This is a genomic window from Pseudomonas sp. ATCC PTA-122608 (genome assembly GCF_001952855.1).
Classification (GTDB): domain Bacteria; phylum Pseudomonadota; class Gammaproteobacteria; order Pseudomonadales; family Pseudomonadaceae; genus Aquipseudomonas.
Genome location: NZ_LPNO01000026.1, coordinates 1 through 18162, shown reverse-complemented (window position 1 = coordinate 18162; position 18162 = coordinate 1). Strand labels below are relative to the sequence as shown.

Sequence of the window (18162 nt, the reverse complement as noted above, 5' to 3'; positions counted from 1 at the left end):
GTGGAGCTGATCGACAGCCACACCCACCTGGACTTCCCGGACTTCGACGCTGATCGCGCTGAAGTCCTGAGCCGCAGTCGCCAGTTGGGCGTGCGCAGGATGGTAGTGCTGGGGGTCTATCAGCAGAATTGGCAACGGCTGTGGGACCTGGTGCAAACCGACGCGGATTTATTCGCCGCCTTCGGCCTGCACCCGGTGTATCTCGACGACCATCGCCCCGCTGACCTGACCGAACTGGGCGACTGGCTGACCCGCCTGAACGGCCACCGGCAACTGTGCGCGGTGGGCGAAATCGGCCTGGATTACTTCCTCGAACAGCTGAACCGCGAGCGCCAGCAAAACCTGTTTGAAGCCCAACTGAAGCTGGCGGTGGATTTCCAGCTACCGGCGCTGCTGCATGTGCGCCGCAGCCACGCGGCTGTGATCGCCACCCTCAAGCGCATTCGCCTGCCACGGGGCGGCATCATTCACGCGTTTGCCGGCAGCCAGGAAGAGGCCCGCGAATACATCAAGCTCGGTTTCAAACTCGGCCTGGGCGGCGCGGCGACGTGGCCGCAAGCCCTGCGCATGCACAAAGTGATCGCCCGGCTGCCGCTGGAAGCTGTGGTGCTGGAGACCGATTCGCCGGACATGGCGCCCGTCATGTACGCGGGCCAGCGCAACAGCCCCGAACATCTGCCGGACATCTGTGGCGCCCTGGCGGAGCGCATGGGCATCAGCCCTTCAGCGTTGGCTGAGGCGAGCAGCCGCAATGCCTGCGAGCTGTTCAACTGGTAGGGGTTTTACCTCACACAATGTCAGCGTCATCCGCTGCCGGTGACGGGCATAACGCAACGTCATGAAGTAGATCAGCACGGCCATCAGCGAGACATTGAGCTGCCCGATCACACTGATCAGCCCTATCCACTCCGCCACCAGCGCCACCAGCAATGCCGCGCTGGTGAGTACGATCATGCTCGGACGCAACAGCCCAAGGTTGTCCAGGGACTTGAACTGCTTCAGCTGCTTGGGGCAACTCGGCTGCACGCCTTTATGGCAATACGAGCAATCAAAAGGCACGTCCATGGCAATGGCATTGAGTTGCCAAGGCTTGAGTTCAAAGGACATATCGCAATGGGTGCAATGCCCTCTAACGCCGACGACTGCGTTGGTCATGACCGAACCTCCGCGAAAATAGGTGAAACAATTCTCACCCATTTTGGCAGTGGAAAAAGATCAACGTCAAAAATGAGACAGGCGCCACGTGCCTCGCGGATTATTCCTACAGCGAAGCCTCACACCCGAAAGGCGCCGATCAACTGCTTCAGCGCGATCACTTGCAAGGACAACTGCCGGCTGGCTGCCTCGGTCTGGTGCGCGCCCTGCGCCGCATGCTCACCCGCACGGTTGATCTCGACGATGTTCTGATCGATATCGTGTGCCACGGCAGTCTGTTGCTCGACGGCGGCGGCAATCTGCTGGTTCTGGTCGACGATCATTCCCACGGCGCCGAGGATATTTTCAAGAGCCTGCTGGACCTTTTCCGACTGCCCTACCGTGCCATTGGCCATCTCGTGGCTGCTACCCATGGCCTTCACTGCTGCGCCGACGCCGCTGTGGAGCTTGGCAATCATCTGCTCGATTTCCTCGGTGGACTGCTGGGTGCGCCGGGCCAGGGTGCGCACCTCATCGGCTACCACGGCGAAACCGCGCCCTTGTTCACCGGCGCGCGCGGCTTCGATGGCAGCATTCAGCGCCAGTAGGTTGGTCTGTTCGGCGATGCTCTTGATCACTTCCAGCACGCGGCTGATGGATTGGCTGTCGATGGCTAACTGGTTGATCACCCGCACCGATTGATCGATCTCCGAGGCCAACGCCGCGATGCTGCATTGCTGTGACTGCACCAGGCCGCGACCACTGACGGTTTCCTCGTTGACGCTGTGGGCGCTGCTGACCGCCGCCGCCGCACTGCGTGCGACTTCCTGGGCAGTGGATGACATCTGGTTCATGGCGGTCGCCACTTGCTCGATCTGGCTGCGCTGGCCGGAGACGGCATGGTTGCTACTGGCCGAGACCGATTCCACTTGCCCGGCCTGGTGCTCGACCTGGTTGACGGTGTGCCCTACCCGCTCGATCAGGTCATGGATTTTTGCCACGGTGGCGTTGAACACCTGGCCCAAATCCCCCAGTTCGTCGCGGCTTTGGGCGATGAAGGTGACAGTCATGTCACCCGCCGCCACCTTGTCCATCATCGCCCCGAGGTGGCGCAGGGTGGTGCGGGTCGAGGCATAGAACCCGGCGTACAGATAGAAGATCAGCAAAAACACCGAGGCCAGGGCCGCCACCAATCCGATCATGTGCGTGCGGTTTTCTGACAGGCGTTGCTCCAGTTGCTGCTCGAGAAAGGTCAGGGTGGCTTCGTCGAGTTGATAGGTCTTGGCCATCAACGTGCTGACTTCGTCGTAGAAGCCTTGCCATGGAGCGTCGAGGGTTTCGGCCATAACAACCTGCTCTTCGAACAACTCACTGCCTTGCTTGAGGCTGGCCTTGCTCGCGTCGGCCAGGCTCGCCAACGCGGCGTGGGCAGGTTTGCTGGAGCCGAGGGCATCTTGCAGTTTCAGGCCATATTCGGCCTGGAGTTTTTCCAGTTGCTGCAACAATTCATCAAAACGAGTGCTGGAGGACGAGTTGAGAAAGCCCTGGCCCAACGAATAAGCGCCCATTGCCCGGCCTTCGCCCAGGGTTTGGGTGACTTGCGGGGTGACGCTGGTGATCAGTTCGCTGAGTTGGCGCAGGTCGCCTTGTGGATCGCGGCTCAAGCCCGACTGGCTGGCGATGATCTGGCTGAGCATCTGCGCCTTGTTGAGGAGTTTGCCGATCAGCGCGCTTTTGCTCAGCAGCGAGGTTTCCTGTTGCTGGGCCTTGAAGGCGGCGATCATTTCATCGCGCTTGGCTTCGAAGGCGGCGGCTTGCTCGGGGTCGGCGGACAGAGCGTGCAAGCTTTGCAAGCGCTGCAGCAGGCTCTCTTCCAGGGCGACGATCTTGCTTTCAAAATCGCCGGCCTTGCCTGACTGGCCGAGGGTTGCGTTGATCTGCACTTGGTTGTTCAGGGTTTCCAGGTCGCGCCGCAGGGCCAGGCTGCTGCCCAGCAGGTCGAGGCTTTGCAGCTCAATGCGGGTGCCCTGGAACTCACGCCAGGAGTCGCGCACCAGGTAATAGTTGGTGGCCAGCATGGGCAACAGGAACAGCACGCTGATAAGGCTGAACTTCATGCCGAAGGTCAGGCGGTTCATGAACGCGACGGCGGGATAGAGCAAGCTCTTCACAGGTGAACTCCCTTTTCTTTTATTTTTATTGAGGGCGCAGGGCGGCGGCAGATAGCCACTATTTGGCGCTCTGTCTGTATAGCTCAATTCGAAAAGGAGGTTTGTAACTTAAGGTTAACGAGGTAGGAGCGAGCTGGCTCGCGAAGAACGTCAACGAGAACGCGCGCTATCTGGACGCGCGCGGTGTCTTGACGTTTTTCGCGAGCAAGCTCGCTCCTACAGAGAGGCGTGGATCAGGGCAACACGGTCCAGATGGCGAAGCCGGCATACCACAGCACGGCGGCGCGCAGCAGCAGTTCCCAGATTCGATCGAGGCTGTTGATACCTTCGGCGCCCACCACCGGCGGCGGGATTTCAGCGGCCACCAGGCCCACTTTTTCTACCAGTTGTGCCGCGCTGATGTCCCAGCTCAGCAGCTCATGCAACATCACCCGGCCAACCGCCACGAAGTTGCCTACCAAGGCAAAACTTGCCGCCAGCAGGCGCACGGGCAACCAGTCGAATGCATGGCGCAATTGCCCCGCACGCTCGGCCACCAGTGGGTTCTTGCTGTTCTCGGTCGCCAGCGCCAGCAGCCGGTAGGCCAAGGCGGCCACTGGCCCGAGGAGGAAGTACCAGAAAATCACCGCAAAGAAGCTTTGGTAAGCCTGCCACAACAGATGGCCCTGGACCCGCTCCAGCAGTTGCTCGCCACTGTCAGCGCTGATGCTCAAGTCACGCTCGGCCACATGCTCGGCCGCTTGCAGGTCACCCCGGCGCCAGGCATCACGAAACGGTCCCAACCCGGCCAATAGATCGCCACGGCCCAGGCTGTAGATCACCACCAGCAGATGCACCGGCAGCGCCAACAGGCCATAAGCCACTGGTTCCAGCACCAGCAGCAACAGCGCGAGCAAAGCCACCGGCAGCAGCACCAGCAGCGCGAGGATCAGCCACGGCCGTTTGCCCAGGCTGGCGCTCGCTTCCAGCTTGGCCAGCTCCCGCAGCCAACCCCCATCACGTTGTATACGCTGGCGCAGGGCCGAGAATTTCTCGATCCATACCGCCAACACCAACACCAGAAAACTCATTGTGCGTGTCCTCCATCCTGCAAGGCGCTGCGAAAGCGCGCCCAATCAAAAGCGGGTCCGGGATCGGTCTTGCGTCCCGGGGCGATATCGCTATGGCCACAAATGCGCTGGCGGGTAATGCCCGGGTACGCCGCCAACAACTGGCGCGTCAGGGCAATCAGGGATTGATACTGGGCATCGGTGAAAGGCAGGTCATCGGTACCTTCCAGCTCGATTCCCAGGGAAAAGTCGTTACAGGTTTCACGGCCCTCGAAGCTCGATACGCCGGCATGCCAAGCCCTGTCCAGGCACGAAACAAATTGCGTCACCGCGCCATCACGCTCAATCAGAAAATGCGCAGAAACCCGTAGGTCGGCAATACCTTCAAAGTAGGGATGTTCCGTGACATCCAGACGATTCTGGAAAAATTCATGCACCTTGCCGGTGGCGAATTGCGCCGGTGGCAGGCTGATGTTGTGCACCACCAACAGGGAAATCTCGCCACCAGGGCGCTCGTTGAAGTTGGGTGAAGGGCAATGACGAATGCCCTGGCACCAACCGCTGGCGGGGTCCAACTGCATACAGGTTCCTTGAACGAGGCTCGAGTGACTCAGTATGCCGCGTTCCGCTATCCGGTTGCGATCACTTGGCGCGATGAAGTTGGCGCAGGTTGCCAATCACCGAGGCCAGTGCGCGGTCGAACAGCAACGCATCATCGAGGGTTCGCACCGCGCCGCGCTTGAACTCCAATGCCAGTTCTACCGGGCTTTTTTCCAATACCTTGAGGCCGGTGCGGTTGACAAAAATACAGGTATTGGCCGGCGCAATAATCGCCGTCAGCTTGCAGCGCAGGGTGTTTTCAGGGTCTTCCTGGAATTCGACCCAGCAACCGACTCGCAGTTGGCGAACCTTGAGCAGGTCGGGGTCATCGTCCGGCAGGCTCACCGAAACGGCCAGTGCGGCGGGACTGAGGACGAATGCCTCGCGCACCTCAACTTGCGACAACGAAGACTTTCCGTCGGCATTGCCCCGGAAAGACAGGACATGCAGCGTCTGCAATTGCGTGAAAAATTCCCGCGTTATGAAAGGATCAAACGCGGCGCCGCTCAACCCGTCCCGCAGCGCCTTGAGCAATTCAGGCAACTGCTCCAGCAAGTGCCGCCCCGCTTCGGTGTCTTCACTCAGGCCGACACTCCAGATCAACTCATCCATGGTGCGCAACCCGGCCGCCCATTGTGGGGAGTGTTCGCCGTGCTTCAGGCAGGCCAACAACAGTACCTGGCTCCAGGCCTGCTGCAGGAACTGCACCACGAACTCGGGCAAGACTTTGCCCAACAGCCGCAGATTGAGGGCCTCGGCCACCCGCTGGCGGGCGATTTCGGTACGGGCCCGTCCTTCTTCCGCATCACGGGTACGTTGCTCCAGTAACTCGCTGCGGCGCCGCTCGTCATGGGTAAACGCGGTGAACTCTGCCAGCAACTGGGAAAAAATCGCCGGGTCATCGACAAAATCGTTCAGCAAGCGCTGCACTACCTGCTCGATGTGCACGTACAAGCTGTCGCGCTGATAATCGTCGCGCCGGCTCCAGCCCATGGCTGCCGCAGCGATTTCATTGAGCAGGCGTCGCGCTGGGTGGTTGGCGTGACTGAAAAAACTCTTGTCGAGCACCGCCACTTTCAACATCGGAATCTGCAGGCGGGCGATCAGGGCCTTGAGGGACTCAGGCACCGTGCTGTCATCGAGAATGAACTCGAAGAGCATGGCGATCAGGTTGATTACGTCCTCGTCGGCGTCCTCAACCACCCGTGACTTGCCGCTCTTTACGCTGACCCGGGTCAACAATTGTTCCAGATGGTTGCGCAGGTCGAAGTCATCCTCGACCTCGGGCGCAGGCACGTATTGCTGCAAATGCGAGAGCAGGCGCAGCAAGTCACGGGTGGAGATTGGCTGGGTCTCGGCGCTGGCTTCAAGGGTGGGGGCCACACTGCCGCGCACCGCAGTCAGCAATTCCTGCAACGCCGCGAAGACTTCCTGCCCGCTATCGTCTGCGGGATGGCCGGTAGTCGGTGGGGTGTCCTCAGGCAAATCGGCGGTGGCGACCGCACGCCGCGATGGCACCGCCTTGAGTTCGGGCAATACGCCGGTGGCGATCAGCAACTGGTTGGCTTCGCCGTACAACAAGTCGGCGTCACTGAGGACGTATTTTTCAAACAGTTTGAGGATGATCAGCTTGACCCGAATCTCCACGCCAAGGCTGCGTCCCGCTTGCAGAAAGAACGCGCAGAGCATTGCCGGGCCCAGTGGGTTATCGCGATCATCCAGGCGTTTGTCGAGCAAGGCGTTCAGGCGTGCCGTCAACTGCGCAAGGGCCAGGCCATCACGGCGCAGCACCTTGCCCAGCATGGCCTCGAGGGCGACGGCTTTTTCCAGCTCGTCGCTTGAGGCGCCGGGCACCGCCGCGTAGGACACCACCGGAATCAGTTGCAGCTCACCGCGCTCCACGTTGCCAAGATTGGCAAACGCCTCGTAGAGCTGCTCCATGAAGCCGCGCTCGAAATTCTTGCGCTTGAGGCGCAAGTCGCGCATGGCTTCAAAGAAAATACCGTGGTCGACGTTACTGCGGGACTTGTCGGCCATTTCGAACAGGGTGTCGTCGGCGTTATCGAACAGCTCCTGCAGCCCCTGTTTAAGCTGCTGCGCCGCCTTGTCACGGACCTGGAGCAACACCACCGGCAGGCGGGCGAGCGGCGACGGCGTCGCCCGTGCCTTATTGATCGGCACCACCTTCCCGTCTTTGTGCATCCTGGCCTCCTGAAACGGCGGTATTCGATTTTGTGAAAGATCGGACGGCGACGGGGCAAAGTACCCCGGAGCACTGCGAAAATCGGGCTATCACTGTAACGTCAAAGCTATGACGCCAATTGCAAGGCGCGAGATTATCTTGCAAATGGAGGTTGTTGCGCCAGCAAACTCTGTGATCGCTGTGTAAATGAGCACCTCAAGCCGCGCCAGTGGCGCCTGTCGTCTTGGGTTCGGGCCCGCCCTGCCCCTATAATCCAGGCACTTTGTTTGTGGAGCCTGTTATGCCCAATCTTCGTCTAGCCGACCTGACCGCTGAAATCGAAGCCAACGTGCGTCGCGCACTGCTGGAAGACATCGGCAGCGGCGATATCACCGCGCAGCTGATCCCGGCCGAACGCCTGGCCAAGGCCACGATCATCACCAGGGATGCCGCCGTTATCAGCGGCACGGCTTGGGTGGAGGCGGTGTTTCGCCAGTTGGACCCGCGTGTCGCGGTGCATTGGCAGGTGCGTGACGGCGAACGTGTCAGCCCGAACCAGGTGCTGTTTCACCTCGAAGGGCCAGCCCGTTCGCTACTCAGTGGTGAGCGTTGCGCGCTGAATTTCCTGCAATTGCTGTCAGGCGTTGCCACTCGAGCTCAATACCTGGCGGACTTTGTCGCGTCCACCCAGGTCAAGCTGCTGGATACCCGCAAGACCCTGCCCGGCCTGCGCCTGGCGCAAAAATATGCAGTGACCTGCGGCGGTTGCCACAACCACCGCATCGGCCTGTATGACGCGTTCCTGATCAAGGAAAACCATATCGCGGCCTGCGGTGGCATTGCCCAGGCCATCAGCGCCGCCCACAAGATCGCCCCGGGCAAGCCGGTGGAAATCGAAGTGGAAAGCCTGGAAGAACTGCGCGAAGCACTGGCGGCGGGCGCCGACATCATCATGCTGGATGAGCTGAGCCTGGATGACATGCGCGAAGCGGTGCGCCTGAACGGCGGCAAAGCCAAGCTGGAAGCCAGTGGAGGGATTAACGAAAGCACCTTGCTGCCCATCGCTGAAACCGGCGTGGACTACATCTCCATCGGGGCGATGACCAAGGATGTGAAGGCGGTGGATTTGTCGATGCGGCTTAGTCTCTGAAACGCCCCTAAATGTAAGCGCAAGCTTTTGTGGCGAGGGAGCTTGCTCCCGCTGGGTTGCGAAGCGACCCCAAAAAACTTGGGAGCGCTGCGCACTCCAGCGGGAGCAAGCTCCCTCGCCACAGTAAACTCGTGTCAGATCGCGAGATTGTTCATCCCGCAATACTCGTTCCAGTCCACACCCAGCACCTCGGCAGCCTCCTTGTGCAAAGCCAGGCGTGCCGCCTCGAATTCTTCCGGGGTGGTGGTGTATTTCAGGGTCAGTTCCCATGGCTGCAAGCCCTGGGCTTCGGCCTCATCTTCAAATGACCATTGGATCTGGTCCCTTTGATCATCGGCGCTCAGGTCCTTGATCTCATCCAGCAGTTCCGGCGACTCCGCAACGTACTTTTTGAGGGCTGCTTCGTGCCGCGCTTCCTGGGTCATTTCTTGTATGGTCATGTCGTTCTCTTAGATCGAGGAATGGGGATGCATCTGGGTCATCAAGGTTGCGCAGATACAAAAGAACAGGCATGAATACCGGTTCGTCTGGCCTTCAGAACCATTCTGGGATCATCTGAAAACTGTGTTGCCTTTTTGCCCGAGACAGGAATCGAACCTGCGACCTTCGCGTTACGAGTGCGCTGCTCTACCGGCTGAGCTACACGGGCGGTGGGCTAAAGCTAGCACTGCCTTGGGCGTCCGGCAACTCACTGCTTTTCGAGGGCAATCACACCTTGCACCCAAAAGCGCGGCTGCAGGTGACCGTTACTCAGGCCCATGTAGTGCTCGCTACGCGCCGTGAGGCCAGGCACATCACGAATCGCGACGAACACCAACAAGCCGACGGCCACGACGCTCGCCATCATCCACATTTTGTAAAGCAATGGCGCCGGGGCGACCGGTGGAGTTCGCCACACATGCAATGCCATCAACCACCCGGCCACCAGCGCCAGCCAGAGTTGCGAAACAGGCATCACAATCACGCCATCCACCATGGCCTGGGTCAGCGCACCGACCAGCGAGGCAAACAGGCACAGGCGCAGTAGGTCCACGCGCGCCCACAACAACCCACGATCGCGTAACACACCCACGGTTGCCCAACCCGCCCACGCAACCAACGCAATCACGCACAGCGTTGACGGCACACCCCATTCGCTGGCCCATTGCAGAATTGCCTGGTGTGGGTGAGCAGCAATGTCGTTGGCGATGTCGGCAAAATGCATCGGCCCGAAACCCAGCGAAGGACGCTCAAGAATCATGTTCCAGGCCTGCGACCAGATAGGTCCACGCCCGGACAAACTGGTGGTCAGGCGGTCTGCAGCGGCGTTGGAAATTTCAATCCCCAGGTACGTTGCCAGCACGCTGAACACCAGCCAGTACAGCAACAACCCGCTAACCAGTGCCGCCAACTGCCAGGCCACCCAGCGGCGACCATGCTGCCCCAAAAACACCAGTACGAAGCTCGCAATACCCATACCGAGCCACGTGCCGCGGGTACCACCACTGATCGCGATCAGCCACCAAACACAGAGCAGCGCAAACACCGCGCCCCGCGCTGGACGAGCGACGTTTGAAACCAGCAAGGGAAGGGCCAGCAGTGGCAGGGTGAAGGTCTGGAACTGACCGTAGAAGCGCTTGTTGGAAAATCCGGACAACAGCAAATCGGGGTTTACGACCGTTTCACCGCTGGTAAAGGCGAGGATGCCAGCGTGCAGATATTGAGCACTTTTAAACAGGCACAACAACAATACGAACAGGATCAGTACGCGATCCAGGGACTCGTCCCCATTGCGCCTGACCTGGCTGAAAGCAACCGCAATGGCGCCACAACCGATGAGCAGCGCCAGCTCCGTCAACGCCCAGAGTGGCTGATGGGCCAACAGGGCCGAAACCAGCCCCGCTGCCCCAATCAGCGACACCCCGAGCGCTGTCGGCCTATCAACGCATCGCCCGGCCTGCGGCAAACACAGCCCATACAACACCGCACATATCGCCACCGATATCTGCACCACACGCTGCCAGTCATGACTACTGAACGGCGCGCAGATAGCCAGCGTCAGCAGACACATGACCACGATGAGGAATATGTTTCCCCGCTGCTGAACAGACAACGTCATCGGCACCCTCTACTTCCTTGTGGCAGGTATGGAGCGGTTTACGCACACGCTCTCGATTGTTGCGTAAACAGTAGCCGACCTTCGGATCAGGCGCCGCCGGAAGTACAACCCTTGGCAGCGTATTGGTCTTCTGCCGTGGTGGTGCACTTCCAGCCAGTCGTGGCATTACGGGTCAAGGTGATGATTTTGCCCAGGACCGGCGCGGGTGCGTCGAGGATTTCACAGGCAATCGTGCCAGCACCGGTGGCGATGTCGCCGGTCACGTCAATCCTGCAGTTGGCCGTTGGGCTGGTCCCGCCAATCAACGCCAGGGTTGGCGCAGTACCCTGGTTCAGCGTGTCTTCAAAGCCGGCCTTCAATGCGGAGACCTCGGCCAGCCCTGCGGTGAACTTGGCCTTGGCCTGGTGCTTGGTGTACATGGGCAGGCCGATGGTGGCCAAAATGCCGATGATTGCCACGACGATCAACAATTCGATCAAGGTAAAACCTTTCTGACGCATCACATTCACTCTCCAGAATAAAACCTATCGCGAGGCGCTTCCTGCACCCCGCTCGGCAACCGCGCCAGTGTACTCACCCCCGCGCGGCCAATGCTGAACAAGACGCACAAACTGACATTTTTTCGTTCAAGGCGACCCTGCCCGAATCCGTCACCTGACTAAGCTATAAATCTTCCACTGTCTGTGTGCGGAACTGCGAAATGAATGATGTTTCAGCGATCTATGTCTGGGAAGGCATCAACCGCAAAGGGCGCAAGGTCTCGGGAGAAACCAGCGGTCACAACCCTGCACTGGTCAAAGCACTGTTGCGCCAGCAAGGCATCAACCCTGGCCGCGTACGCAAAAAATCTACGGGCTGGCCGGGTCTCGCTCCGTCGGTCAAACCCGCGGAGATTGCCCTCTTCACCCGCCAGTTAGCGACGCTATTAAAGGCCGGCATCGCGCTTCTGCAAGCACTGGATATCATCGCCGAAGGCTTCGACAACCGGCATATGCGCAGCCTCGTACAAGCCTTGAAACAGGAGATCGCCGCCGGCAGCAGCCTGTCTGTCGCCTTGCAGAAACAGCCGCGCTACTTCGATGAACTGTACTGCAACCTGATTGCGGCGGGGGAGCAGGCGGGCGCGCTCGAAGCGCTGCTGGAACGAGTCGCCACCCACCTGGAAAAAAGCGAGCAGTTGAAAGCCAGAATCAAGAAGGCGATGACCTATCCCATGACGGTGCTGGCCGTCGCCACCCTTGTCAGTGCGATCTTGCTGATTCACGTTGTGCCACAGTTCCAGGGCCTGTTTGCCGGCGTCGACGCGCAGCTGCCGGGCTTTACCTTGGCGGTCATCAGTCTGTCGGAGTTCATGCAACACCACTGGTGGGTACTGATTTTGGTCGCGGGCACCGGTTTCGCGGGACTGCGCAAAGCCTATCGCTCGTCCACAGGCTTTCGCCACTGGCTCGATGCCAGTTTGTTGAAAGCACCGGTGGCAGGCACACTGCTGAAAAAATCGGCGGTAGCGCGCTACGCCCGCACGCTCTCGACCACCTTTGCGGCTGGCGTCCCCCTGGTGCAAGCATTGGATTCCGTGGCCAGTGCTACGGGTAATGGACTGTTCAAACAGGCAATCAATCATATGCGGCACGACGTATCAACCGGAACCCAATTGAATGAATCCATGGCCGTGAGCGGCCTGTTTCCAGGCATGGCGATCCAGATGACCGCTATCGGCGAGGAGTCGGGCACCCTCGACACCATGCTGGAAAAAGTCGCCAACCACTACGAGGCCGACGTCGATAACCTGGTGGACAACCTCACCAGCCTGATGGAACCGCTGATCATGGTGGTACTCGGGGGCATCGTCGGGGCATTGGTGCTCGCCATGTACCTGCCGATCTTTCAACTCGGTACCGCCTTTTGAGCACGTCACTGACTGAGATCCTTGTTTATCAGCCATGGGTATTTGTATCAGGCGCATTGCTGCTGGGCTTGATTGTCGGCAGCTTTATCAACGTGCTGGTATGGCGCCTGCCGAAGATGCTGGAGCGTGAATGGCGAGCCCAGGCCCATGAAGTCCTTGGCCTTCCCGCCGAGCCCATCGCGGCGCCCTATAACTTGATGCGCCCCAACTCCTGTTGCCCACACTGCAACCACCCGATTCGCCCCTGGGAGAATATTCCGCTGCTCAGTTACCTCCTGCTCAGAGGGCGCTGCTCAAGTTGCCATTCACCTATCGGCGCGCGTTACCCCTTCACCGAATTGGCGTGCGGGTTGATCTCGGCGGTTGTCGCCTGGCATTTCGGTTTCGGCTGGGCAGCCGGCGCGGCAATGGTGTTGAGTTGGGGCTTGCTGGCGATGAGCCTGATCGACGTAGACCATCAACTGCTGCCAGATGCGCTGGTGCTGCCGTTGCTGTGGCTGGGCCTGATCCTCAACAGCTTTGGCGTTTTTGTGTCATTGCCCGATGCGCTGTGGGGCACCGTGGCCGGCTACATGAGCCTGTGGTCGGTGTTCTGGCTGTTCAAGCTGATCACCGGCAAGGACGGGATGGGTTACGGTGATTTCAAGCTACTGGCAATGCTCGGCGCCTGGGGCGGCTGGCAGATCCTGCCGATGACGCTGCTGCTGTCGTCCCTGGTGGGCGTGATGGGTGGCCTGATTCTATTGCGCCTGCGCAAAGCCCAAGTGTCGGTTCCAATGCCTTTTGGTCCGTATCTGGCAATTGCCGGCTGGATTGCATTGCTCTGGGGTGGTCAAATAACCGACTTCTATTTGCAGTCTGTCGGTTTCAGATGACCACTCCTGTTGCAACACCCTGGATTCTTGGCCTCACTGGCGGCATCGGCAGTGGCAAAAGCGCGGCAGCCGAACACTTCGTACGGCTAGGCGTGGACCTGATTGACGCCGACCACGCTGCGCGTTGGGTAGTCGAACCCGGGCGCCCGGCCCTTGCGCAAATTGCCGAGCATTTCGGTGCAAGCGTGCTGCAGCCTGACGGGCAGTTGGACCGTGGGGCGCTGCGCAAGCTGATCTTCGAAGTGCCCGAGGAACGCCTCTGGCTGGAAGCGTTGCTGCACCCGCTGATCGCCGAGGAGATTCGCAGCCATCTGGCGCGTGCCAAATCGCCTTACGCAATTCTGGTGTCGCCGTTACTGATCGAGTCCGGCCAGTACACCATGACCCAGCGGGTGCTGGTGATCGACGTGCCGCAATCGTTGCAGATTCAGCGTACCCTGCAGCGCGATGGCATCAGCGAAGCGCAGGTGCAGGCGATTCTCAAGGCCCAGGCCACCCGTGAAGACCGCCTGCGCCATGCCGATGACGTGCTGGTCAATGACCAGGACCTGGCCCGGCTGCATGCCGAGGTCGAGCGACTGCACCACTTTTACCTTACTTTGCGTGGAGGCCGATCATGAGCCAACCCTTGACCGTCGAATGCCCAACCTGCGGCGCACCCGTGGAATGGAAAGCGGAAAACCCCAACCGCCCGTTCTGCTCGGACCGTTGCAAACTGATCGACCTGGGCGCCTGGGCGTCGGAAGAACACAAGATCCCGGTCAGCCCGGACGCCGAGGACGAACTGTTCTCAGAAGACTTTCAGCCCAAACACTAAGGCCGCATAAAGCCATAGTCCTGCTGGTCGTCGAGATTCTCTGCGAGGTATTGCAGCTCGTCGGCCAGGTCTTCAAAACTGCGCACGCCCTTGCTCTGCTGCACCACCGCACTGAGCATGGCGCGCAGGGTCAAGCCCGGGTCAAAGCCGATTTCCTGCGCCGCGTCCTGGCTTCTGCGTAACTCTTGCCGTGCCCATTCGTACACACTCATGATTCCGTGCTCCTGGAAATTTTGCAGAGCATGAGACCACTCGCGTGTGCGGGATTTGACCTGGATCAAGGCCCGGTATCGTCATCCTTCCAGGGCGCCGAGAGGTAGCGGGTACGGTTGAACGTCTCCAGCCACTCCGGGCAAAACACCACCAGGGCGCTGATCACCATGCCGTTGATAAAGGCCTCGGGAAAAATGATCAGCCACAAGTAACCGACGAAATCCTCGATCCACTCCGGCATCGCGAAACGACCGTCGAACCACAACAAGCCCAGGCCCACCAGCAGGCACATCAAGGCCGACAGCGCTGCTGCGAAAAAGCCCGAACAGAAGATATACACAAAGGGATTACGTGGCTTCGCCCGCTCCACCAGCAGCGCACAGCCTTCAGTGACCAGTACCGGCAACACGACCAGCAGCATGCCGTTGATGCCCACGGCTGCCAGGTCCTGGCGACCGAGCAATACCAGGCCGAGCTGTGCGGCAAACCCGCCGACGATCGCCAGGGGCCAATCAAGCAGCAAGGTCACGGCGGTCATGCCGATGAAGTGGTAGGACACCCCTGTATCGAAATCCCGACGTACCAACCACAACATGAACAGCGCGAACACCGTGCCAAACAGCAAATGCTGGCGCCGCCGGTCAGCAAACAGCTCGACCCACGGCGATCGCAGGAGCGCCCACATCACCACCGGCGCATACAGCAACCAGCCGATGCTAAGGGTTTCCGGCGCCAGCACCGCTGCGCTGATCACGGCTGCACCTGCTCCAGGGCCTGGCGCAGTTCAGCGGCGGAGTCGTACTCGTGCTGCGCCACCAACTTCCCGTGATCCAGTTGCAGCCACAGCACTTTATCCACAGGTGCCGGATAGCGCGGGGTTACACGGGCATCACGGTCGAGCATGACGCGATAGTTGTAGGCCTGCATGGCCGGCACCGCGAACATCTTCGCAATCAGCCGGGGCATGCGCTGGATATCGGCGAGAAACACCGCATGCCGTGCCTCCAGATAACCCTTGGGCTGGCCTTGCAGCGCCGCGTCGACGATTTTGGCGGCGTCCATGCTGCGGGCGACCAGCAAGGTCTGCGCCTGGTCATCCAGGGTGTAGGCCTGGTCGAACTGGTCAAGCAAGGTCCAGGGTGCAACACGCTCACCCACTTCGACGGCTTGGGCCCACACGGGCAAAAGACTCAAGAACAGCACCACAAAAAACTTCACTGCATACTCCTCATGCCATGGGAAACTGTCGAGTGGCCAGTCTACACCGACCTTTTGACGCGGGACTTCCTGCGGTCATCATTTGGACGCTAAGCTGGTGACATGGATGACTCAGATTATTTGCGCCTGCTCACCGTAGCGGCCGAACAAGCCAACGCGTTCCTGTCCAATGCCCGCAAATGGGAGCGTGAGCGTTGGGTCTGCCAGCGCCTGTTACAAGGCTTGAACGTGCCCTACCGCGCCGAAGAGTTCCATGCTGCCGGGCAGGAGCCGCCGGATGTGTTGTTTCGCGACGCCAGTTTCGAGGTGTTTTTCGTGCTCGACGAAGGCCGGCGCCTGAACGATGAGTGGCGCGACGAACTGTTGCGGCGGCGCAGCGCGTTCTCCCTGAGCCAGTTGGTTCGGCGAGAAGCCAAGCCTCGGCGCATTCCCGCCCACGAATTCCTGCTACGCCTGGCGCCGACCCTACGCAAGAAGGCCCACAACTATAAAGAACGCGGGATGGACCTGGGGGAGCTCGACCTCGTCGCCTTCGCCAGCCTCAAGCGCGAAGTACTCGACCTCAACAGTCATTTCCCGCCGCCCACCGAGTACCTGCGCCAGGGCTGGCGTTCGCTGTCCCTGGTGGGCCCGACGTTTGCCCGCGTATTGTTCGCGCATCCGGACGCGCCGGACTTCTTGCGCAACAATCTGGGCCGCAGCATAGTGTTTGATGTGGGCATCAGCCTGTGATCGGGTCAACGACTATGCTTCTGTCAATGCCGCCAATCACCCGACTGTAACGTGGCGCCCTTTAGCAACGTCTACCTGACGAGGCCTTTATGACCAGCCGCCTGAACCCCGACGACCAACAGCATGTCGAAGAGTACCTGCAACTGTCCCAGAACCAAGTCGAGCGCAAGCCTTTCCGGCCCTGGCTGCTCCTTGCCGTGGTGGTGGTTGCCGTGATCGGCCTGGGTTTGCTGAGCCGCCTTCTGAGTTACCTGACGCTATGAGCTGCCTTGCGCTCGCTCGGGTAACTGCATCGATTTCTTTTAGCCTTGCGAGATATCCCCATGACCCATCGTATTATTATCGTCGGCGGCGGCGCCGGCGGCCTGGAGTTGGCTACCCGCCTGGGTAAGACTCTGGGCAAGCGCGGCACCGCCAGCATCACGCTGGTGGACGCCAACCTCACCCACATCTGGAAACCCCTGCTCCACGAAGTGGCGGCGGGCTCGCTGAACTCTTCGGAAGACGAACTCAATTATGTTGCCCAGGCAAAATGGAACCACTTCGAGTTCCAGCTGGGGCGCATGAGCGGGCTTGATCGCGAGCAGAAAAAAATCCAGCTGGCCGCCACCCTCGACGAAGAAGGCCGTGAACTGGTGCCCGCGCGCGTGCTGGACTACGACAGCCTGGTGATCGCCGTCGGCAGCACCACCAATGACTTCGGCACCGAGGGCGCAGCGCAACACTGCCTGTTCCTCGACACCCGCAAACAGGCCGAGCGCTTCCATCAGCAGTTGCTCAACCACTATCTGCGCGCCCACGCCGGACAGACGGACGTGGTAGAGCAGATCAGCGTCGCCATCGTCGGCGCCGGTGCCACGGGGGTCGAGCTGGCCGCCGAACTGCATAACGCCGCGCACGAACTCGCTGCCTATGGCCTGGACAAGATCAAGCCGGAAAACATGCACATCACCCTGATCGAAGCCGGCCCACGGGTGTTGCCTGCCCTGCCGGAGCGTATTGGCGGGCCTGTGCATAAAACCCTGGAAAAACTCGGAGTGACGGTACTGACCAACTCCGCCGTGAGTGAAGTGACGGCCGACGCCCTTATCACCAGCAGCGGCCAGGTGATTCCGGCCAGCCTGAAGGTCTGGGCTGCCGGGATTCGCGCGCCAGGGTTCCTCAAGGACATTGATGGCCTGGAAACCAACCGTATCAACCAACTGCAAGTGCTGCCGACCCTGCAAACCACCCGTGACGAGAATATTTTCGCCTTTGGTGACTGCGCGGCCTGCCCGCAAACCGGCACCGACCGCAATGTGCCGCCACGGGCCCAAGCGGCTCACCAGCAGGCGTCGTTGCTGGCCAAGTCGCTGAAGCTGCGGATCGAGGGCAAGGACCTGCCGTCGTATAAGTACACCGACTACGGCTCGCTGATTTCGCTGTCGCGTTTTTCGGCTGTGGGTAACTTGATGGGTAACCTGACGGGCAGCGTGATGCTGGAAGGATGGCTGGCGCGGATGTTTTATGTGTCGCTGTACCGCATGCACCAGATGGCGCTGTATGGCTTCTTCCGCACGGCGATGCTGATGCTGGGGAGCAAGATTGGGCGAGGCACTGAGCCGCGCCTGAAACTGCACTGACAGCACGTTCCCGGATAGGACTCGATTAGTGTGGGAGATTCTATGGTTTAGGGGAAGCCCCCAAAACCGCTTTCGACTGGTATTCACTTTGGTTTTTCATGAGGGAGAACGCGATACGCGCTAGCTTGCGAGCGATGATAACCAAGGCCTGAGTCGTTTTCAGGCCTCTGCCCAGATAGCTTTGATAGAGCGGTTTCCAAGCGTTTGACTTGATACCTGCTGACGCCGCGTTATGCAGCAACCGACGGATCTCCGAGTCCCCCTTTTTACTCAGTGATCGACGTCCGCTCATTTGCCCCGAGTCAGACACCCTCAAGTCCATTCCTAGGAACGCGATATAGGCATCGGCACTTTCAAACTCGCCTCGTTGAAACGCCATCGTCAGTGCTACC

21 protein-coding genes and 1 tRNA gene are annotated in these 18162 nt (G+C 60.1%); 9 read left to right on the top strand and 13 right to left on the bottom strand.

Annotated features, from left to right (window positions below; genetic code table 11):
• Complete coding sequence (locus tag AU074_RS21990) at positions 1-777, top strand: TatD family hydrolase (RefSeq protein ID WP_076016492.1); 777 nt, start codon at positions 1-3, stop codon at positions 775-777.
• On the opposite strand, the gene AU074_RS21985 is transcribed toward AU074_RS21990, so the two are convergent.
• The 5 genes from AU074_RS21985 to AU074_RS21965 all read right to left on the bottom strand — a co-directional run bounded on the left by AU074_RS21985 (position 724) and on the right by AU074_RS21965 (position 7156).
• Entirely contained in the window at positions 724-1155 is a 432-nt protein-coding gene (locus AU074_RS21985) for a hypothetical protein (RefSeq protein ID WP_076016491.1), read from the bottom strand. The two genes, AU074_RS21990 and AU074_RS21985, sit on opposite strands and share 54 nt — an antisense overlap.
• 119 nt (positions 1156-1274) lie before the next feature.
• Complete coding sequence (locus AU074_RS34945; protein ID WP_371916643.1) at positions 1275-1979, bottom strand: methyl-accepting chemotaxis protein; 705 nt, start codon at positions 1977-1979, stop codon at positions 1275-1277.
• Between the two features lie 1559 nt (positions 1980-3538).
• Positions 3539-4375: a regulatory signaling modulator protein AmpE gene (gene ampE / locus AU074_RS21975; RefSeq protein WP_076016489.1), complete on the bottom strand. Its 837-nt coding sequence runs from the start codon at positions 4373-4375 to the stop codon at positions 3539-3541.
• Positions 4372-4935: a 1,6-anhydro-N-acetylmuramyl-L-alanine amidase AmpD gene (gene ampD, locus AU074_RS21970; RefSeq protein WP_076016488.1), complete on the bottom strand. Its 564-nt coding sequence runs from the start codon at positions 4933-4935 to the stop codon at positions 4372-4374. The genes ampE and ampD overlap by 4 nt, the downstream gene beginning before the upstream one ends.
• Positions 4936-4996: 61 nt before the next feature.
• Positions 4997-7156, bottom strand: coding sequence for a DUF1631 domain-containing protein (locus AU074_RS21965; RefSeq protein ID WP_076016487.1), 2160 nt, complete (start codon positions 7154-7156; stop codon positions 4997-4999).
• Positions 7157-7437: 281 nt separating this feature from the next.
• Here AU074_RS21965 and nadC point away from each other — a divergent pair, with 281 nt between their 5' ends.
• Positions 7438-8286, top strand: coding sequence for a carboxylating nicotinate-nucleotide diphosphorylase (nadC, locus tag AU074_RS21960; RefSeq protein WP_010175009.1), 849 nt, complete (start codon positions 7438-7440; stop codon positions 8284-8286).
• A gap of 134 nt (positions 8287-8420) precedes the next feature.
• On the opposite strand, the gene AU074_RS21950 is transcribed toward nadC, so the two are convergent.
• The 4 genes from AU074_RS21950 to AU074_RS21935 form a co-directional block, all read right to left on the bottom strand.
• Positions 8421-8726, bottom strand: coding sequence for a DUF6388 family protein (locus tag AU074_RS21950; RefSeq protein ID WP_076016485.1), 306 nt, complete (start codon positions 8724-8726; stop codon positions 8421-8423).
• Positions 8727-8862: 136 nt separating this feature from the next.
• A tRNA-Thr gene (locus AU074_RS21945) sits at positions 8863-8935 on the bottom strand.
• A 39-nt stretch (positions 8936-8974) separates the two neighbouring features.
• Complete coding sequence (locus AU074_RS21940) at positions 8975-10384, bottom strand: O-antigen ligase (protein ID WP_076016484.1); 1410 nt, start codon at positions 10382-10384, stop codon at positions 8975-8977.
• A gap of 86 nt (positions 10385-10470) precedes the next feature.
• Complete coding sequence (locus AU074_RS21935; RefSeq protein WP_076016483.1) at positions 10471-10884, bottom strand: pilin; 414 nt, start codon at positions 10882-10884, stop codon at positions 10471-10473.
• A 200-nt stretch (positions 10885-11084) separates the two neighbouring features.
• On the opposite strand from AU074_RS21935, the gene AU074_RS21930 reads away from it, so the two are divergent.
• The 4 genes from AU074_RS21930 to yacG are packed head-to-tail and all read left to right on the top strand — an operon-like array spanning position 11085 to position 13985.
• A complete protein-coding gene (locus AU074_RS21930; RefSeq protein WP_076016482.1) occupies positions 11085-12293 on the top strand; it encodes a type II secretion system F family protein in 1209 nt (402 codons plus the stop codon).
• Entirely contained in the window at positions 12290-13168 is an 879-nt protein-coding gene (locus AU074_RS21925; RefSeq protein ID WP_371916642.1) for an A24 family peptidase, read from the top strand. The genes AU074_RS21930 and AU074_RS21925 overlap by 4 nt, the downstream gene beginning before the upstream one ends.
• Complete coding sequence (gene coaE, locus AU074_RS21920; protein WP_076016481.1) at positions 13165-13788, top strand: dephospho-CoA kinase; 624 nt, start codon at positions 13165-13167, stop codon at positions 13786-13788. Before AU074_RS21925 ends, coaE begins: the two co-directional genes overlap by 4 nt.
• Positions 13785-13985, top strand: coding sequence for a DNA gyrase inhibitor YacG (gene yacG, locus AU074_RS21915; protein ID WP_063027056.1), 201 nt, complete (start codon positions 13785-13787; stop codon positions 13983-13985). Before coaE ends, yacG begins: the two co-directional genes overlap by 4 nt.
• Here the strand turns inward: yacG and AU074_RS21910 are convergent.
• From AU074_RS21910 to AU074_RS21900, 3 genes are all read right to left on the bottom strand, one after another.
• Complete coding sequence (locus AU074_RS21910; protein ID WP_003215917.1) at positions 13982-14197, bottom strand: hypothetical protein; 216 nt, start codon at positions 14195-14197, stop codon at positions 13982-13984. The genes yacG and AU074_RS21910 overlap by 4 nt on opposite strands.
• 65 nt (positions 14198-14262) lie before the next feature.
• The gene (locus AU074_RS21905) at positions 14263-14952 is read right to left on the bottom strand and encodes an energy-coupling factor ABC transporter permease (RefSeq protein ID WP_076016480.1); all 690 of its coding nucleotides are present in this window, start codon (positions 14950-14952) and stop codon (positions 14263-14265) included.
• Positions 14949-15416, bottom strand: coding sequence for an FAD/FMN-containing dehydrogenase (locus tag AU074_RS21900; RefSeq protein WP_076016479.1), 468 nt, complete (start codon positions 15414-15416; stop codon positions 14949-14951). Before AU074_RS21900 ends, AU074_RS21905 begins: the two co-directional genes overlap by 4 nt.
• Positions 15417-15518: 102 nt before the next feature.
• Here AU074_RS21900 and AU074_RS21895 point away from each other — a divergent pair, with 102 nt between their 5' ends.
• The 3 genes from AU074_RS21895 (at position 15519) to AU074_RS21885 (ending at position 17770) form a co-directional block, all read left to right on the top strand.
• Complete coding sequence (locus AU074_RS21895) at positions 15519-16148, top strand: DUF1780 domain-containing protein (protein ID WP_076016478.1); 630 nt, start codon at positions 15519-15521, stop codon at positions 16146-16148.
• 89 nt (positions 16149-16237) lie between these two features.
• On the top strand, positions 16238-16411 hold the full coding sequence (locus tag AU074_RS21890) for a DUF3094 family protein (RefSeq protein WP_076016477.1): 174 nt from the start codon (positions 16238-16240) through the stop codon (positions 16409-16411).
• Between the two features lie 60 nt (positions 16412-16471).
• Positions 16472-17770 carry an NAD(P)/FAD-dependent oxidoreductase gene (locus AU074_RS21885; RefSeq protein WP_076016476.1) on the top strand — a complete coding sequence of 433 codons (1299 nt, stop codon included), beginning with the start codon at positions 16472-16474 and terminating at the stop codon, positions 17768-17770.
• Between the two features lie 40 nt (positions 17771-17810).
• Here the strand turns inward: AU074_RS21885 and AU074_RS21880 are convergent.
• Positions 17811-18162, bottom strand: a 352-nt coding sequence (locus AU074_RS21880) for a transposase (protein WP_143503636.1), incomplete at its 5' end; no start/stop codon positions are given.

What these genes read in the sequence shown, in the direction of transcription:
- AU074_RS21985 (WP_076016491.1), bottom strand. Translation starts at nt 1,155, where the DNA reads ATGACCAACGCAGTCGTCGGCGTTAGAGGGCATTGCACCCATTGCGAT.
- AU074_RS34945 (WP_371916643.1), bottom strand. Translation starts at nt 1,979, where the DNA reads ATGTCATCCACTGCCCAGGAAGTCGCACGCAGTGCGGCGGCGGCGGTC.
- ampE (WP_076016489.1), bottom strand. Translation starts at nt 4,375, where the DNA reads ATGAGTTTTCTGGTGTTGGTGTTGGCGGTATGGATCGAGAAATTCTCG.
- ampD (WP_076016488.1), bottom strand. Translation starts at nt 4,935, where the DNA reads ATGCAGTTGGACCCCGCCAGCGGTTGGTGCCAGGGCATTCGTCATTGC.
- AU074_RS21965 (WP_076016487.1), bottom strand. Translation starts at nt 7,156, where the DNA reads ATGCACAAAGACGGGAAGGTGGTGCCGATCAATAAGGCACGGGCGACG.
- nadC (WP_010175009.1), top strand. Translation starts at nt 7,438, where the DNA reads ATGCCCAATCTTCGTCTAGCCGACCTGACCGCTGAAATCGAAGCCAAC.
- AU074_RS21950 (WP_076016485.1), bottom strand. Translation starts at nt 8,726, where the DNA reads ATGACCATACAAGAAATGACCCAGGAAGCGCGGCACGAAGCAGCCCTC.
- AU074_RS21940 (WP_076016484.1), bottom strand. Translation starts at nt 10,384, where the DNA reads ATGACGTTGTCTGTTCAGCAGCGGGGAAACATATTCCTCATCGTGGTC.
- AU074_RS21935 (WP_076016483.1), bottom strand. Translation starts at nt 10,884, where the DNA reads ATGCGTCAGAAAGGTTTTACCTTGATCGAATTGTTGATCGTCGTGGCA.
- AU074_RS21930 (WP_076016482.1), top strand. Translation starts at nt 11,085, where the DNA reads ATGAATGATGTTTCAGCGATCTATGTCTGGGAAGGCATCAACCGCAAA.
- coaE (WP_076016481.1), top strand. Translation starts at nt 13,165, where the DNA reads ATGACCACTCCTGTTGCAACACCCTGGATTCTTGGCCTCACTGGCGGC.
- yacG (WP_063027056.1), top strand. Translation starts at nt 13,785, where the DNA reads ATGAGCCAACCCTTGACCGTCGAATGCCCAACCTGCGGCGCACCCGTG.
- AU074_RS21910 (WP_003215917.1), bottom strand. Translation starts at nt 14,197, where the DNA reads ATGAGTGTGTACGAATGGGCACGGCAAGAGTTACGCAGAAGCCAGGAC.
- AU074_RS21895 (WP_076016478.1), top strand. Translation starts at nt 15,519, where the DNA reads ATGGATGACTCAGATTATTTGCGCCTGCTCACCGTAGCGGCCGAACAA.
- AU074_RS21890 (WP_076016477.1), top strand. Translation starts at nt 16,238, where the DNA reads ATGACCAGCCGCCTGAACCCCGACGACCAACAGCATGTCGAAGAGTAC.
- AU074_RS21885 (WP_076016476.1), top strand. Translation starts at nt 16,472, where the DNA reads ATGACCCATCGTATTATTATCGTCGGCGGCGGCGCCGGCGGCCTGGAG.